Consider the following 15967-nt stretch of genomic DNA (forward strand, 5'->3'; position numbering starts at 1 on the left):
TTCTGCTAGCTTGGGCTGTAGTAGCTCAAATGGTTATCCCATTGCAGGGGCAAACGCACTCGCCCCTCACCACTGGCTAGCCAGCCCCGACCGCTGCTAACAGCCAGCTTTTCGCTGGTTGCAGCAATCCCACAGACATCTTCAAAACGCTTTAGGCTCAACAGTTCACCGTTTTGCTGCGACCACTGACCAAGTAAATGCCCCCGAGGCGAGCTGGCAAAGACGCTACCGGCAAAACATTCAATACTGCCGACATAGCCGTTGAACAGCTCCCAGTAGTCGCCCCCAGCGTCTAAGGCTTGCAAAGGCTGCCCGGGCAGTTGAGAGAAAACCAGGCTCTGTGACCAACTCGATTCACGCTGGGCCTGACAGGCGAGCCAAAGGCGACCGTCATCGGCGCGACTGATATGGCGGATGCTTAAGGATTTATCCGCCAGCACCCGAGTATCCAGCAACTCGCCGGTTAGCAGTGAAAAGCGCAGTAAGGCCGGTTGCAGACTGTCGAGATTAAGCTTGGTGCGCCCTTGGGTGTGGATCCCACCCAAGGCGACCACCAGTTGCTCGCCATCTACCAACAGCTGGTGCGGGCCTAAGCCCGGCAGCACCCAGCGCTCGCTTAGACACCAACCTTGCCTAGAGCGCTGATAGTGAAGAACCCAACCTTGGCTGCTCTGGCGCTCCGCCGCCGACACCAGCAGCCGCTCTGCCCCCACAAATACTGCATGACCATTGAAGCACAAGCCGTTCGGAGGGCTGAGCTGCTCAAGCGCGCGCCCGCTTAGCGGATCAAACAGCATCAGATAGTCGCCGGGGCGCCGGGCCACGCAGGCCGCCAGCGCGCCATCATTCGATAAAGCAACTTGATGGCCGCGAGCGGGCATAGGCAGCTGATAGCGCAGCTCCCCATCACTGCTGGCGGCGACCACATAGTGCTGCGCGTCTTGCTTGGCGCAGCCGATAACACCACGCCAGTTCTCCTTGGCCGAGCCCACGTCAGCTGATGCCAAAGCATGCGCAGCAACCCAAGGGCTGGGAAGGCTTGCTCCCAGCGCCATTAACAGTTTGAGGCTGTTGCGCCGAGCGTGATCAGTCGCCATCGTGATTGTTAAATCCTAAGTTCAAGTTCAAGCCCAAGGCCTTAGGCACTGCGGTCGAGAGTAATCCCGCCAGCTCAGCCAACTGCTGCTGGCTGCTTTGCCAGGGCTGCAGCGCCTGTTCAGCAACACTAGGCTCGAGCAGCGGCAGGCCCGCCAGCAGGCTAGCCAAGGCTTGCTCGAGCTTCTCTGCCAATTGCGGGTCGCGCTGCGCCAGATAGGGCTTCAACCCGACCTGATAACGCCTAGCGAGTTGCTTAGCCTGCTCACGGAGCAACCACATCGACTGGTCGCTGCGCCATGCCTCGCCTTGGTAGGGACGCAGGCGCTGGTGTTCAGAGCTAAACATGGCCCCCAGTTTTTTCTGCATCAAGGTCGCCTGCAGGTGATAGCTATCGACCATGGCCAGCACCAATAGATCAGGCTCGGCCTTGCTCAAATACTCGGCTAGCGCGGCCGACAGATAGCCCTGCTGCTGCAGGTAGGCCTCGGTCACCAGCCCCAGCAAGGCACAATCTCGCTCAGACTCAGCATATAGCAGTACGGCCAACGAGCGCAGGTTGCGCTGGGTCACCGCCATGGACGCAGGCTTGGGGAGGCTTATCGCCGCACTTAGCTTGGCCACCGCCCGGCCCACGTTGTCTTTTTTATCCGGCCAGTAGCTGATCGCCCACAGCGTTCGCAGATCCTCCAAGGGCCCCAGGCCACTGGCCTGCAGCGCTAGCCAGCTCTGATAGTGCTCAAGCCAGGCTTGATTTAGCGCATCCGGCTGCGTTTGCGGATTGGCGCAATAGCCTTGCTGACTCTCGGCGAAGTGCTTGGCACTGCTATCGAAATCCTGCAAGTAGCCGGCAAACAGGGCTTGCTCTTGTTCTAGCCATTGGGTCTGCCCACCGCCATCAGCAAACGAGGCCACGCTGCATAGCATTAGCACCGATGCGCACATTAGCTGCTTCATCACAACCTCCTAGAGTGAGTTAACAAAGGCCAGCAGCGCCTCACGCTGGGCTTGGCTGAGCGCCATGTAGCTGTCGCGCGAAGCTTGCGCTTCGCCGCCATGCCAAAAGATCGCTTCTTCCACATTGCGGGCGCGCCCATCGTGCAATAGCTCAGAGTGGCCGTTGACCACCGGCTGCAAGCCGATGCCCCACAACGGCGGAGTGCGCCAGTGCTGGCCGCTGGCCAGATATTCCGGCCGACCATCGCTTAGCCCTTCACCCATGTCATGCAGTAGCAAATCGGTGTAGGGGTAGATGGTCTGCTCACTCAGGGCTGGGCGGTCTTCACGCTTGGCAGTGACAAATTTGCGCACATGGCAGCTATCGCAACTGAGCTGGCTAAACAGCGCATCGCCCTCACTCACCTGCGGCTCATCGAGATTACGCCGTTTCGGTACCGCCAGATGCTGGGTATAAAACTCCACTAAATCGAGAATGTTTTCACTGACCTCCGCCGCACCGCCGGAGGCGGCATTCAAGCAATCTGCCTGGGCGGCGCTGCAGTCATCGCTGGCGAACCACGCGCTGGTGATACCAATATCACCGTTAAAAGCAGCCGCGTTTTGCTGGCGCAGGCTTGGCTGGCCACTCTTCCAGCCAAAGCGGCCCAACTGGAAGTCCTGACTTTGGATATCCCACACCAAGTTGGCGATACCGCGGATACCGTCGTTGTTGCTGTCTTGCGGATCGGCCAAGGCCATAATATCCGTCTCGCTAATGCTCTCCAGCAGCCCGAGGCCAATCATCGCCGGGGCGACACGCAACGAAAACAGAGTATCGGGGTGCATCGGCCCATAGCCGAGCTGATCGACAACTAATTCGGGGCGGCGCAGCTCGCGCTGCGAACCATCGGCCAAGCTGACTTGCTGATAGCTGTAGCTCACCCGCACTCGCGCCTCTGGTGCCACGCCGGGTATCGCTTGGTCTTGGATCTGTCCGCCGTAATTGGGTTCGGGAATCGTGCCATGTAGGCGCTCAAACTCGCGCTGCTCGCCGCTCGTGGCCGGAATGCTAATTCGCACCAACATCGACACTGCATTGTCGTCGCCCACTTCGGCGACATGACCACGGCCATCCTTGATATGACAGTTCTGACAGCCATTGGTGTTAAACAGCGGGCCCAGGCCATCGCGGGCGATGGTGGTGGCGGGGGCAACCACCCAAGGGTTACGAAAAAAGCTATTACCGGAGCTAAACTCCAAACGCCCTTCAAAGCCGAGGTTGCTAGCAGGCATAGAAAAGGCGTTTTGGTCTTGTTTGGAGGTCGTGGTCCCCCCTCCCGGTAAGGCCGGATTAGCCAGCAAAGAGCCGGAGACTAACGCAGCGGAGGCTGCCCCCAGCCAAGCCCACCCAACTAAACCATCTGTTGATATGCGCGCTGACATACTCTCTCCTTGTTATCTTTCTTTAGCGGCAAAACTACGACAAAGGGAACGACAAAGGGGAGCCGAAGCTCCCAGTTGCTTAATCAAGGTAGGGTTGATTAGAACTCGTGGTCAGCAGTGTCAGGATTCAGGCCTTGAACACCCAGCACGTTGGCGGTTTGCTCAATCGCCTTAGTGCTCTCAACCAACGCGCTAATCGCGCCATTGACCAGTTCATGGCCTTGCTGGTTGTCAGGCGCGATCAACATATCGAAGTACACGCCGTCTTGTTCGGCACTGGTCACCATTGCCGTGAGCTGTTGCTCGGTATTGGCAAAGGCGGTTTGGTTAGCCAAGGCCTGTTGAGCATCTAGGCCTTGCACCAACTCATGCAGGCTTGGACCACTAAAGGTTTCGCCAGAAGCGCGCTGGAATTGCCCAAAGTACACATTGGCAACCCCTTTGGCGTTGTAGTAATGCGAGTTGTGGGTATTGTCGCTAAAGCAGTCGTGCTCATCTTCGGTGGATGCTGCTTCCAGTGCCACCTTCATACGCTCACCGGCTAGCTCACCCAGTGACAAGCTGCCCATGCCAAACAGCATACGACGTAGTACCTGCTCTGAAGATTCAGCCAATAGCTCGCTGCGGTAATCACCTTGCTCCGACCATTGCGCACTCATCCACGCTAGATCATCCACCAGCAGCTGACTGGCTGCCATCAGATACTCGCCACGGCGCTCACAGTTACCATTAGTACAAGCCGAGCCTTGTGCGAAGTCACTGGCCGGACGCTCACCGGCACCGGCGTTGGTGCCATTCAGATCCTGCCCCCACAGCAAGAACTCGATGGCGTGGTAGCCGCTGGCGACATTCGCTTCAGAGCCTGCCAGTTCATTGAGTGAAGCCAGCAAATCTGGCGTGATCTCGCTAAGATCGATGTTATCTTCACCCACTAGCAGACTTTGGCTGGCGATAATGTTGGCGGTAGCGCCGGGGTTGCCCAACTCAAACTGATAGTCAGTCGCCACATAATCGATAAGGCCCTCATCCAGCGGCCAGGCATTCAGCTGACCTTCCCAATCATCAACAACTGGATTACCAAAGCGGAACACCTCACTTTGCTGGTAGAACACCCGGGCATTCAGCCATGCTTGCTTAGCAGCTTGCAGGCTGGCTTCACTGGGTGAGGCCAATAACGCCTTGTTAGCTTCACGCAATTGAATGGCGGAGGTGTAGGCATCGGTGTAAACCGCATGGGCCAAATCGGCATAGTGCTCAGTGACTTGCTCAACGCTTGGAGCGGCAATGGTAGTAGCGCTAAACAACACGCCTGAGAGAAATACTAACGAACGCATAAACATCCCTGTTTTACATTTTAATGAGAATCGTTATTGTTAGCATTTATATTGCTATTGTAAAGACCCTGATGGAATTAAGTTAAATAGGCGCTTTACTGGTTGGCAAATAATCATTTAATCAAGGGTTAGCGATGTTTCATCGCACTGTCATACTGCTTGGGTTAAATAGCGCCTGCCAACAGACTTAAACCATGTCGAGATAGCAGTGAACGGACGACAATTTCTAAAAACACTACGCAGAAAAGGAATTCCAGCTTCGGTGTTTGCCCAGCGTGCAGGGTGCCAGCTGGAGGTGGTTTATCGCCTCGCTAAGAGCCAGCAGGTGCCTGACCACTACTGCCGGCTGCTTCAGCAAGCCTAGGCCTGAAATTCCCCATAGATCTCCGCCAAGGCAGGCGGAAGCTGACGCGCAGTTGCAATGGCGCGAGCCTGTGAAAGGATCTGCTGCTTGTTGAGATGCTTAGCACTTTGCAGCAGTTGGTAGGGTTTCACTGACCAGCCCAGTTCAGCCAGTTCCCCAGCGATAAGTCGAGCCGCTTTCGGCGCCGATGAGAACTTGACGATCTCGGCCCGGGCGTAGTGATTATCAGCAAAACTAACTGTGGCCTCGCGGCGGCTTGGATCGCCACCGGGGATCTGCTGAGCACCGAACAGCGCCTTACTAGCCGGTTCGGCCTGCGAGAAATCTGGTAGGAAGCGCGCGAAGTGAGCAATCGCTAACTCACTACGTTGGTTGAGCACATCTTCGGGCCAGCCCTGCTCGATTTTACTGAGCAGCGGGCTGGGCAAGCGCGGTTGGGCGCTTTGCTGGTCGCTAGCCACCAAGCCGTCTTTGAACAGGGTGATCTCTTCAGTCATACCATGTAGCTGGAAGTAGCTATCGGCATAAGGAGTGAGCTGGGCCATACCCTGCGGGGTACCGCGCTCGCCGTGGATGATCACCTCTGGCCAATGACCTTCGGGGCGCGGCCAGTGGCTCAGAAACGCCGCTTTGAACTCCACCATACGCTGGCGGCTCAGGCCTGCCTGATCGTCGATGCTACCGGTGCGAAAACCACAGGCGTTCACCAAGTAGTCCACCTCGAGCATTTGCTGCTCTCCACCACGAGTAACCGTTAGCTGCCATTTGTCGCCTTGTCGGCTTAGTGCATCAACCCGGCTGTTAAGCGACAGATTTAAGTTTGGCAAGTGTTCCGCCATCAGTTCGCAGCTAGCCGCCAGGCGTAGCATGCTCAGGCCATACTCTTGCACCAAGATCAGCGGAAACTGCAGCTTGTTCAGATCGAGCTGGCGCGCCAGCGGAATCATCCAATCATCGTCACAGCGAGGCTGCGCAGGCGGGGTTCGCTCTGCCAGCGCTTGCAACTGCTCACGCGAGTAGAGGCTGAAGTAGTGCTCCGGCTTGCCGATGAGCTCAAGCTCCGGGCGCTGCTCGATAAGCTGTTGATAGTGGCTGCGTAGATGTTCCAGCCGAGGTAGCAAGGCTTGCGGCGTACTGGCGTCTTCAAGCGGAAGTGCCAATACGGTAGGACGGGGGTTCGCGCAATGGGGGAAGGCGCTGAGCATCTCCAGTGATTGCTCGAGAAGATCGATGCACTGCTGGGTGTCGAGCTCGCGATAAAGATTACCGCCTGCGTGCAGATGACACGCCGGAGGGCCATTGACCAGACTGGGGCCTGCCTCCAACAAGTGCACCTCAATGCCCAACTCTGCCAAATTCAAAGCAATGGTAGAACCGGCGATGCCGCCACCAATAACCGCTAACTTGTGTGAACCAGCCGACACCTGATACTCCTTCCGGCATGCAGATACGAAAAAGGCCAGCATAAAGCTGGCCTTTTAATGTGGCAGGGGCGGAGAGATTCGAACTCCCAACATTCGGATTTGGAATCCGACGTTCTGCCATTGGAACTACGCCCCTAGAGACGCTGCGTAGTATACCTAAACCCAACTAAAGGTAAAGACCCAGAATCGCGCATTGAGTCTGTTTGCGCAAGCTTTAAACAAAACGCCGCAAATCGCTGATTAGTTCACCAAATTTTCGCGAGCCGCGGCTCAAATTTTCGCATGCAGCGGTTCAAAGTGATGCATGTTATGGCTGCGCTTGGTGTTTGGCCTTCACAAAATCGCTGTGGCTGAGATAAATCAGCTCGGCGATTTGCCTGATCAATGCCTCTTCGTGCGGGTCGAGTTCATCGTCGGCCCAGGCTATTTCCCACAGCGCCACGGTAAACTGATAGCGCTGCTGATACTCGAGTTGCTTCACAAAGCGGGTAAAGTCGTACAGCGAGGTCGCTTGCTCGGCCATCTCGTCGGCGCGCGCGAGCAGGCGCTCTGCTTCTATTGTCTCTAACTGAAACAGATGCGCTAAGCGTTTGAGCATCTTGGCGCGCTCAGCCTCATCGGGCTGATTGTCGGCGCGGCTTAGCTGGACAAACAAGGTGGCAACCGCCAACTCGACTTCATCGCCCGCTACTGCATGATCGGTTTCAATCGCCGCCTGAATAAACTGCTTTAAGGCTTGCAACATGCTTGATGGTCCCCAAAAGTGTGTGCTTTCGGGGACTATAGCGCGAAAAGCTGCTTATGCCACCTTAGATTCTGGCGCAGCAGGCTCACGGGTGTCGTGACTGGCCAGCAACTGGCACTCGCCGGCTTTGTCATCCCAGCGGCGTAGCTGCAGCTCGCCTTCCATGGTTTCACACAGGTAGGTGCAGTTTTCTATCCAGTCACCATCGTTGGCGTAGACCACGCCGTCTTTCTCGAGTAAGCAAGGGTGATGGATGTGACCGCAGATAATCATATCGGCCTGCTGACGCTTGGCCTCGTTAATCGCGGCATTCTGGTAACGTAGGATTGCCTCTTGCGCCTTACCGATGCGCGATTTGATGTAGCCCGCCAGCGACCAATAGGAGTAACCCAAGCGCTGACGCCAATCACTGACCACGCGATTGAGGAACATCAGCAGGTCGTAGAGGTGATCCCCCAGCTTGGCGTAGAGCTTGCCAAAGCACACTTCGTCATCAAACTGGTCGCCATGCAGCATCAGGATCTTCTTGCCGGTAATGCTGGTATAGGTGTATTGCTCGTGCACCGGGATATCGCCCAGCTCCAAGCCCTTATAGGCCTTAAATAGCTGGTCGTGGTTGCCCGGGATATAGATGACTTCGGTGCCTTTGCGCGCCAGATACATCAAATACTGGAGCACATCGTTATGTGCGGCTGGCCAGTGGACCCGGCGCTTGAGCGCCCAGACATCGATGATGTCTCCCACCAAGAAGATCCGCTTGGCGCGGGTTTGCTTAAGAAGATGTAACAGGAACTCCGCTTTGCAGTCCCTGCAGCCCAGATGAATATCGGAAAGCCAGAGGCTTTGATAGACCTGCTTTTTCGCCATAGCATTGTCATCCGTGGTTTTTCTGCAAAATTACGATGGATTTTTGACCGCAATGTGAAGCTGGGATTGCACGATGATGACAGTGCTCACGCTAACTGGTCAGTCAACCTTGAGAGTCGCCACTCTTACTGTCACAATTTGCCCATCACTCGCTTTGTCATGGATAGTATGTCAGCCCCTTCTTATAACAATAAACTGGCAGTCGCCACCATCGGTGGTGGTAGTGGACATTTCGTTATGCTCTCGGCGCTACGCGATCTTCCCGACACCTCGGTCAGCGCGATCGTCTCGATGACCGACAGTGGCGGTAGCACCGGTCGTCTGCGCGACGAATTGGGGATCCTCCCCCCCGGCGATATCCTCAAGTGTGTTTTGGCGCTATCGCCCCATCGTGAGTTGGCCCGCCAACTATTGCTCAAGCGCTTTACCAAGGGCAACCGCCTAACCGGCCACAGCGCGGGCAATATGCTGCTGACCATGCTGTCGCAATACAGCGGCTCATTCTCAGAAGGGGTGCAGGGTCTGGCACAGATGCTCGATGTTGAGGGCGAGATCTTGCCGGTCACAGTCGACAAATCCACCTTAGTCGCCGAGCTCACCAGCGGCGAGCGGATCTTTGGTGAAAGCGCCATCGATATCCCTCGCGGCGATCAACGAGAAAAGATTGAGAACGTGTTCTTAGTGCCCCACCACGCTGAACAAGTCAGGGTCTATCCACCGGTTATCGAGCGGATCAACTCGGTGGATGCGATTGTGCTGGGTCCGGGCGACCTGTTTACCTCTATCATTCCCAACCTGCTGGTGCCGGGCGTTAGACAGGCGCTGTGCAGCTCCAAGGCCAAGCTGGTGTATGTCAGCAATATCATGACCAAGTTTGGCGAAACCGACGGCTTTAAGCTGGAAGCCTTTATTGAAGTGCTGGAGCGCTACATCGGCCGCAAGCTCGATGTGTTGCTAGTAAACAGCCACGCCCCCAGCCAAGAGGCACTGAATAACTACAGCTCTGAGCGCGCCGAACATGTCGCCTTCGACAACTTGCAAGCCTTGCGGGAAAACTACCAGTTCATTCACACCGATCTGCTAGACGATGGCGAGGTGGTACGCCACTCCTCCGACAAGCTCTCGAAGGCCTTGAGCGCATACTTTGCCGAGCTGAGCCACGCTACTTAATCGAGCTTTTACACTGATACGACCACAGTTTGCAGGGATTTTGGTAGAATCTCGCCGATTGAAACTGTGGTTGTCACAAGATTATGGAACTATCTGACTATTTTTCGCGCCAGCAAGACAAGCTGATCTTCAGCCGTCAGCAGGCCTGTAGCTTCGCTAAATCGGTCGCGAACGACTTTAACGCGATCCACGATGCGGACTCCTCGCGCTTCTGTGTGCCCGGCGATCTGCTGTTCTCGGTGCTACTCAACGAGCTAGGCCTCGCCCAAAAGATGCAAGTCAGCTTTAGCGATATGGTCAGCGACAACGTACCACTGCGGGTCGAATCTCCTGATAAGGGCCGCTTTGACCTACTCGACGACAACGACAAGCGCTACCTGAGTCTGGAGACTCAGGGCGAGTCTACCCATCAGCACGAAGTGATTGAGGGAATGATTCAAGACTATGCCCGTTTCTCTGGCATGAACTTCCCACATATTCTTGAGCCCTTGTTAAAAGAGCAGGGGCTGATGCTCAATCGCAAGCGCCCGCTGGTGATCTACGAGAGCATGAGCCTGGAGCTGGATACCCTGCCCCAACAGCGCGCTACCCTCGACTTCGACCACGGCGATTACCAGCCGAATGGCCGTCGTGGTGTTGCCACCCTGCACTTCACCATTAGCGAGAATGGCAAGAAGCTAGGCCATGGCCAAAAGCGGATGCTGGTTGGGGCATTGCTGCCCTACAAACAAGAAGAGAGCCAACTGCTGATCGATAGCTACTGCGCGGCGCGCGATCGTTATCTGGCTCAAAGCGCGCAATAAGCATGGCAGGGCGATAGCTCGCCCTTGCTAACGAATATGCGACAGTGGCAGTGCGCTATGGTGGAACACCTGACGCAGCACAAAGCTTGAACGCACCCCAGTTACTCCTTCAATGCGGGTCAGTTTTCCCAGCAGGAACTGCTGGTAATGGTCCATATCCGGCACCACTACCTTGAGCTGGTAGTCGGCATCGACGCCAGTCACCAAAGCACACTCCATCACCTCCTCGTAGCCAGCGACTAGACGCTCGAAGTTATCAAAGCGATCCGGGGTGTGGCGGTCCATCGAGATATGGATATATGCGGTGAGTTTCAGGTTGAGCTTATTGGCATCAAGTACGGTGACATGCTTGGCGATCAGCCCGGCTTCTTCCAGGGCTTTTACCCGCCGTGAACAGGGCGATGGAGACAGGCCGACTTGCTCTGCCAACTCCAGGTTGCTGATACGTCCATTTTGCTGCATAAGGGCGAGAATACGCCGATCTGTTCTATCTAACTTCATAAAAGTTGTCCCTAAATTTACTGCCAAGCAACAATACACCTCAATAAGGCCATTTAGAAGCTATCTCTTGCTTAATAAACTGCATATTCGGCAAACATCGCAACCACTCACCCCTTCGAAATCCTTAATCTATAAGCACGTTAGAGAAACGCAAACCACTTACCGGTGGGGCGCAGCACTTACCTCACCTAGGTATCGGGCACTCAACTGGCGATAACTTACCCGGTTAGACCGCACAGCTTACTTCTTAACCCAAGAGATTAACGACGCGTGAGGGTGGCCATTGGCCACCTTTCGTCGTTTATAGTGGCAACGTTCTTGTGCTGTTTGCGCCCAAACCTTGCAATACCAGCTCACTAAAAACCCAGTTTGAGTGCATTTTCAGCAAACAAACTCGATTTCTGCGTTTTTGCGGTTTAGCGTTTGACTTCAAACCGTAAAAAACGTCTAATACGCCCCGTTGCCCGGATAGCTCAGTCGGTAGAGCAGAGGATTGAAAATCCTCGTGTCGGTGGTTCGATTCCGCCTCCGGGCACCACATTTAAAGAGCCTCGCTTAGCGAGGCTTTTTACTAGGTTGCCAGCAGCACTAGATACAAAATTTGCCCGGATAGCTCAGTCGGTAGAGCAGAGGATTGAAAATCCTCGTGTCGGTGGTTCGATTCCGCCTCCGGGCACCACGTTTAAAAGCCTCGCATTGCGAGGCTTTTTGCGTTTTAGTCACCGGAAATAGTCCCCGCTGCCTCCCCACAGCTTTTGCCCGCCACAAACTTGCAATGCCTCGCTTGCTATTTTCAAACAAGCGTTTAAATTCATATCAATCCGGATAAGTAAGTGATCAGAGATTGCGCAGGGAAAATCATTGAGGACGAGGAAGCGCTTGCCGTGACTAGTGGGCTAATTACAAAAGCGTTGACGCTGTCATCAATGATTTTAACCAGCAATAATGAGCTGTTACTTATGTAGATTGGTATTAGCACGTCTAACAAGGAGGAATGCCATGCTGCCGTCGCTACGGAAAGCCAACTTTATGCTGCGCTACTTTGGCCTGGTTAAGGTGCCACTCATTGGGTTTTGCCGCCCTAAAATCCTGGTGATGACCGAGCAAGAGCTGGTGATGAAGATCCCACTGCGCCGTCGCACCAAAAATCATCTCAACAGCATGTACTTTGGCGCGCTGGCGGTTGGTGCCGATGTAGCCGGGGCGTTTCTGGCCTTTGCCAAAACCGCTAACAGCCCCTATCGGATATCTTTGGCGTTCAAGGCGGTGGAGGGCGAGTTCTTAAAACGCCCGGAAGATGATGTGGTATTTACCTGTAAAGATGGGGCGCTGATCGATCAGATGCTGGAGCAAAGCGCAGCCAGTGGCGAGCGGGTCAACCAAGCGGTTGAGATTATCGCCACCTGCCCTAAGCTCAGCGGCGATGAGGTAATGGCGCGTTTCTCGCTGACCCTGTCACTGAAAGCGAGCGCGAAGTAATACCAATCTGGATAAGTTAATGATCAGATATTGCGCAGGAAAATCATTGAGGGCAAGGAGGCGCTTGCCGTAACTAGAGGACTAATTACAAAAGCGTTGACGCTGTCATCAATGATTTTAACCAGCAAGAATGCTCAGTTACTTATGTAGACTGGTATAACTATTGAGCGCTAGCGGCTTTTTCAGCAACCACTAGCAAGACTTCCTCTAGCTGCCCTTCATCAAGGCCTAGGAAGCTACTGGTTGCATCGACCAGTTCATACCAATTGCTCGGTGGGTAGGGCTGGCCCGATTGCTTATCTGCGGCCACCTTGGCCAGTTTGAGCAGCACCACCAACAGTCGTACCGCCTTGGTCATCTCTTCGCTGGCAACCAGACTTTCCCAATCATATTGATAGTAAATGGCTTCAGCCAGCGCGGTGGGCAGTCCCCATTTTTGGGCTATCAATGCTGCAACGGTGGGATGACTGGTGCTGTAGCGCTCCCGCTCGATATCGGCAATGCCACGCCAGCTAAGTGTTTGGTTTTTGGCCAGCAACTCGGCGTAGTCATCAAAATGGGTATACAGCGCCGCTACACCACTTTGATGGAACAGCCCGAGCATATAGACCTTGTCCTTGATCACCTCGTAGCCGAGTTCTTCCGCCAGCAAGGCGGCACAGTTGGCAATCAATTGACTGTGGCCCCATAGGTACTCCAAGGCCTTGGAATCAGACCAACAAGATTTCAGCGCGACCGCCTTAACGATCAGCAGCACCCGATCCAGCCCCAGCGTCATCACTGCCTGATGAATCGAGCGAATGGTGGTGGCGCGGCGAAACGCCGCCGAGTTCACCACCTGCAATACTGCGCCGCTAAGTCCCACATCACTGGCAATCGCTTCGGCAATCATTGCCACATCGGGCTCGTCCATGCGAGCTTGCTGGGTGATCTTCAAAAGGATCTGCGGGCGCGGGGGAATTAACAGTTGGTCGAGAATTACTTTCTCTGGTTCGGTCACTAATAAGGCCATACCACAAGCTTCCTGGCTCATTCGGCACGATATGCAACAATGCCTTAGTTATCAGATAGATAGACAACTACACCTTAAACCAACTAATAGGCTAACTCAATAACTCCGATCGAACTTTGACAAGCTCACCGAAGTTCCACCAACAGCGTTAACAAGTCGTTGATTAATATCAGCTATTTTTAAGGAAACATCACAAGAAAGCAGCGCCGATATTGCCCGTTTCAGCCGCTTTTCTGGCAGATTATGAAGTGAGTCGTAACTTTGCCTGTGAGAGCGTCGAAAAGTGGCCTCTAGGTTGCAGCCTTAGAATTCTCGTGCGATTCTAAGGTATGTTGATAATTACCTGAACCGACTCTTGTTAGTGTCTGAACAAACTGGAATAAAAGTTCATGGATGTTAAGTTCGTTAATCCTTTTTTGTCGTCTTTGCTCAATGTGTTAACCACTATGGCGCAGCTTGAGCTCAAGCCCGGCAAACCCAAACTCAAGAAAGACGAAGTGGCGCGCGGCGATGTGTCCGGCCTGATTGGTATGGTAGGCCCGCAGCTTAAGGGCTCATTCTCCGTCAGCTTTGACCGCTCACTGGCCTTTGAGATCATGCGCCGTATGTTGGGCGAAACCCCTAGCAGCGTTAACGAAGAAGTGACCGATATGGTGGGTGAAATCACCAACATGGTGACCGGTGGTGCCAAGCGAATATTGGCCGACGACGGCTATGATTTCTCGATGGCAACGCCAGTAGTGGTCTCTGGCCCTGCCCATACCATTACCCATAAAAACGATGGCGCGAAGATGATGATGCCGTTCACCTGCGAGTACGGTGAAGCCACCATCGAGATCTGCTTCGAGAAAGCCTAACTCGCTCGCACAGCGCTAAGCTGGGCGATAAGTTCTGAAGAGTCAGTCACCGCGGCTGGCTCTTCGCCTTTCTGCAGGTAGAGGGGGCGGCATATCTCCAGTGACAACTGGCACAGCTCGCGCTGCTCAAACACCGCCTCTGCATCAAGCTGGCGGAGCTTGTCTATACTGTTCTGCCAACCCTCTAACCCGCTCGCCTTCCCTTTGAACCAGCCGGCATGCTTGGCCAATACTTCACAGCTATCCAGCAGTAGTGAAAAGCTGTTTATCGCCAGCAGCAAGGCCTGGGGCTTGTCGTTTGCGGTAATCTCGGGCTGCGAAAGCTGCAGGTGATAGAGGGCATGATTGAGTAGCTGCTCGAGATAGCGCCTGATTGCAGCAGCATCAGGCTTGGTAAGTTCAAAGCCCGGCAGGCTTTTCGCGGTGAAGGGCTTGTGCAAGGCCAAGTGATAGCCGCGCTGCGCTTTATTGATACAAGCCAGCTGCACACCCGCTAGCTGCGCCACCTGCTTGGCCAATACGAACATGGCCTTGGGGCTGCCGTCCAGCAACTCCAGCTCAATCTCATTGATCACTTCCCACTGCTCACCGAGTGATACGTTGCCGCCTAACGACACATGGCCGCGATCGGCGGCCACTTCCACCACCCCAAGCCTATCCACTTCCACCACCATGCGCAGGCGTACAAAGTCGGTGCGGAACACTTCGCGCAGCTGATGCTGCATCGATACTAGCTTGGCAGGCTCGGGCCAAGGTACGCCGGTAAACAGGGCTAACTGGGGCAGCTCGCCTTGGAAGGGGTGATTGAACTCCGGGCGCTGATGCACCCCGCCCAATGTTTGGCCGGGAGTTTTCAGGGTTTGCCATTGCTGACCGCGCTCGCTGCGCAGTCGTAGTCCCATGTCCCAGCTCAACAGCTGCCAGTCGGGGGTATCGAAGTAGACGCTGAGTAAGGGGACGGAGTCGCGCTCGATGATCGTCCATTGACGCATCAGGTCAACTAGTGGCTTCCAGATGTCACGATTGGCGATGAACTTCAGCTCAATTTCGTCGTTCATTTACTGCGTAGTTTCATATTAACTTTAAGAATCAGCGGGCTAGATCCCAGCATTTTGATCAAAATCAGACCTAGCATAAATTGATTGCGAAAAGATGACAAAAAACTACTTACAAGTGAACTAGGCTAAGTTAACATTCGCCGCGCAATGGACGTATTGTGCGTAATTTAAACTGAGAAGAAGACTATGTCAGCGAACTCAATTTTAGGCCTTTTTGCAAAGTCACCCATCAAGCCACTGGAAGAGCATATTAGTGTGGTGCATGAGTGTTGCGAAGGCTTAGTACCTTTTTTTAACGCCGTTTTTTCCAAGGATTGGGAGGCCGCCACTGAGGCGCGCGCCTTTATTTCTCGTAAGGAAAAGGACGCCGACAAACTCAAACGAAATATTCGACTTAACCTACCTGGCGGTATCTTTATGCCGGTGGAACGTTCCGACTTGCTGGAGCTGCTCACCCACCAAGACCGTATCGCTAACAAAGCTAAAGACATCAGCGGACGTATTCTGGGTCGCCACCTGGAAGTGCCGGAGTCGCTGGTCGATCTATTCATGGCTTATGTGAAGCGCAGCCTTGATGCCACCGCGCTGGCCAAAGACGCCATCAACGAACTCGACGATTTGCTGGAAACCGGCTTTCGCGGACGCGAAGTCGAACTGGTGGAGCGGATGATTCAACGCCTCGATGCCATCGAGGACGACACCGATTCACAGCAGATCAAACTGCGTAAAGAGCTGTTTAAACTCGAAGACCAGCTCAACCCTGTCAACGTGATGTTCCTCTACTACATCATCGAGTCCATCGGCGCACTGGCCGATCAGGCGCAACGCGTAGGCGCGCGTCTGGAACTTATGATCTACCGTTCTTAACCAACGAGA

The 15967-nt window shown here is 54.5% G+C and carries 15 protein-coding genes and 3 tRNA genes; 7 read left to right on the plus strand and 11 right to left on the minus strand.

The window, feature by feature from the left end; all coding sequences use genetic code 11:
• Window positions 1–5: 5 nt before the first annotated feature.
• The 8 genes from G462_RS0111800 to G462_RS22645 all read right to left on the minus strand — a co-directional run bounded on the left by G462_RS0111800 (window position 6) and on the right by G462_RS22645 (window position 8211).
• The gene (locus G462_RS0111800; RefSeq protein ID WP_026959174.1) at window positions 6–1097 is read right to left on the minus strand and encodes a DUF1513 domain-containing protein; all 1092 of its coding nucleotides are present in this window, start codon (window positions 1095–1097) and stop codon (window positions 6–8) included.
• The gene (locus tag G462_RS0111805; RefSeq protein ID WP_026959175.1) at window positions 1087–2052 is read right to left on the minus strand and encodes an imelysin family protein; all 966 of its coding nucleotides are present in this window, start codon (window positions 2050–2052) and stop codon (window positions 1087–1089) included. The genes G462_RS0111800 and G462_RS0111805 overlap by 11 nt, the downstream gene beginning before the upstream one ends.
• A gap of 9 nt (window positions 2053–2061) precedes the next feature.
• A complete protein-coding gene (locus G462_RS0111810) occupies window positions 2062–3477 on the minus strand; it encodes a di-heme oxidoreductase family protein (RefSeq protein WP_084405044.1) in 1416 nt (471 codons plus the stop codon).
• 98 nt (window positions 3478–3575) lie between these two features.
• On the minus strand, window positions 3576–4811 hold the full coding sequence (locus tag G462_RS0111815) for an imelysin family protein (RefSeq protein WP_245579561.1): 1236 nt from the start codon (window positions 4809–4811) through the stop codon (window positions 3576–3578).
• Between the two features lie 360 nt (window positions 4812–5171).
• Window positions 5172–6599, minus strand: a complete 1428-nt coding sequence (locus G462_RS0111825; RefSeq protein WP_026959178.1) for an FAD-dependent oxidoreductase — start codon at window positions 6597–6599, stop codon at window positions 5172–5174.
• A gap of 60 nt (window positions 6600–6659) precedes the next feature.
• Window positions 6660–6735, minus strand: a tRNA-Trp gene (locus G462_RS0111830).
• Window positions 6736–6906: 171 nt separating this feature from the next.
• Window positions 6907–7344: a tellurite resistance TerB family protein gene (locus G462_RS22640; RefSeq protein ID WP_035477578.1), complete on the minus strand. Its 438-nt coding sequence runs from the start codon at window positions 7342–7344 to the stop codon at window positions 6907–6909.
• A gap of 54 nt (window positions 7345–7398) precedes the next feature.
• Window positions 7399–8211, minus strand: coding sequence for a UDP-2,3-diacylglucosamine diphosphatase (locus tag G462_RS22645; protein WP_084405045.1), 813 nt, complete (start codon window positions 8209–8211; stop codon window positions 7399–7401).
• Window positions 8212–8379: 168 nt separating this feature from the next.
• Here G462_RS22645 and G462_RS22650 point away from each other — a divergent pair, with 168 nt between their 5' ends.
• Together G462_RS22650 and G462_RS0111850 are read left to right on the plus strand one after the other, a co-directional pair.
• Complete coding sequence (locus tag G462_RS22650) at window positions 8380–9381, plus strand: gluconeogenesis factor YvcK family protein (RefSeq protein ID WP_051326714.1); 1002 nt, start codon at window positions 8380–8382, stop codon at window positions 9379–9381.
• Between the two features lie 83 nt (window positions 9382–9464).
• Window positions 9465–10184, plus strand: a complete 720-nt coding sequence (locus G462_RS0111850) for a DUF3581 family protein (RefSeq protein ID WP_026959179.1) — start codon at window positions 9465–9467, stop codon at window positions 10182–10184.
• 27 nt (window positions 10185–10211) lie between these two features.
• Here the strand turns inward: G462_RS0111850 and G462_RS0111855 are convergent, their stop codons facing one another.
• Window positions 10212–10685, minus strand: a complete 474-nt coding sequence (locus G462_RS0111855) for an Lrp/AsnC family transcriptional regulator (RefSeq protein ID WP_026959180.1) — start codon at window positions 10683–10685, stop codon at window positions 10212–10214.
• A 462-nt stretch (window positions 10686–11147) separates the two neighbouring features.
• On the opposite strand from G462_RS0111855, the gene G462_RS0111860 reads away from it, so the two are divergent.
• From G462_RS0111860 to G462_RS0111870, 3 genes are all read left to right on the plus strand, one after another.
• Window positions 11148–11223: transfer RNA gene (locus tag G462_RS0111860), tRNA-Phe, on the plus strand.
• Between the two features lie 65 nt (window positions 11224–11288).
• Window positions 11289–11364 (plus strand) — tRNA-Phe (locus tag G462_RS0111865).
• Between the two features lie 320 nt (window positions 11365–11684).
• Window positions 11685–12164, plus strand: a complete 480-nt coding sequence (locus tag G462_RS0111870; protein ID WP_026959181.1) for a DUF4442 domain-containing protein — start codon at window positions 11685–11687, stop codon at window positions 12162–12164.
• A 160-nt stretch (window positions 12165–12324) separates the two neighbouring features.
• Here G462_RS0111870 and G462_RS0111875 read toward each other — a convergent pair whose 3' ends face one another.
• Entirely contained in the window at window positions 12325–13176 is an 852-nt protein-coding gene (locus tag G462_RS0111875) for an HDOD domain-containing protein (RefSeq protein ID WP_026959182.1), read from the minus strand.
• Between the two features lie 389 nt (window positions 13177–13565).
• Between G462_RS0111875 and G462_RS0111880 the strand changes: the two genes are divergently transcribed.
• Window positions 13566–14033 (plus strand): chemotaxis protein CheX, encoded by a 468-nt coding sequence (locus G462_RS0111880; protein WP_026959183.1) that lies wholly within the window; start codon window positions 13566–13568, stop codon window positions 14031–14033.
• Here the strand turns inward: G462_RS0111880 and G462_RS23950 are convergent.
• A complete protein-coding gene (locus tag G462_RS23950; RefSeq protein ID WP_051326715.1) occupies window positions 14030–15091 on the minus strand; it encodes a CYTH domain-containing protein in 1062 nt (353 codons plus the stop codon). The genes G462_RS0111880 and G462_RS23950 overlap by 4 nt on opposite strands.
• A gap of 186 nt (window positions 15092–15277) precedes the next feature.
• Between G462_RS23950 and G462_RS0111890 the strand changes: the two genes are divergently transcribed.
• On the plus strand, window positions 15278–15958 hold the full coding sequence (locus tag G462_RS0111890) for a TIGR00153 family protein (protein WP_026959184.1): 681 nt from the start codon (window positions 15278–15280) through the stop codon (window positions 15956–15958).
• Window positions 15959–15967 lie beyond the last annotated feature (9 nt).

This window comes from Aliagarivorans taiwanensis DSM 22990 (assembly GCF_000429505.1).
Taxonomy (GTDB): domain Bacteria; phylum Pseudomonadota; class Gammaproteobacteria; order Enterobacterales; family Celerinatantimonadaceae; genus Aliagarivorans; species Aliagarivorans taiwanensis.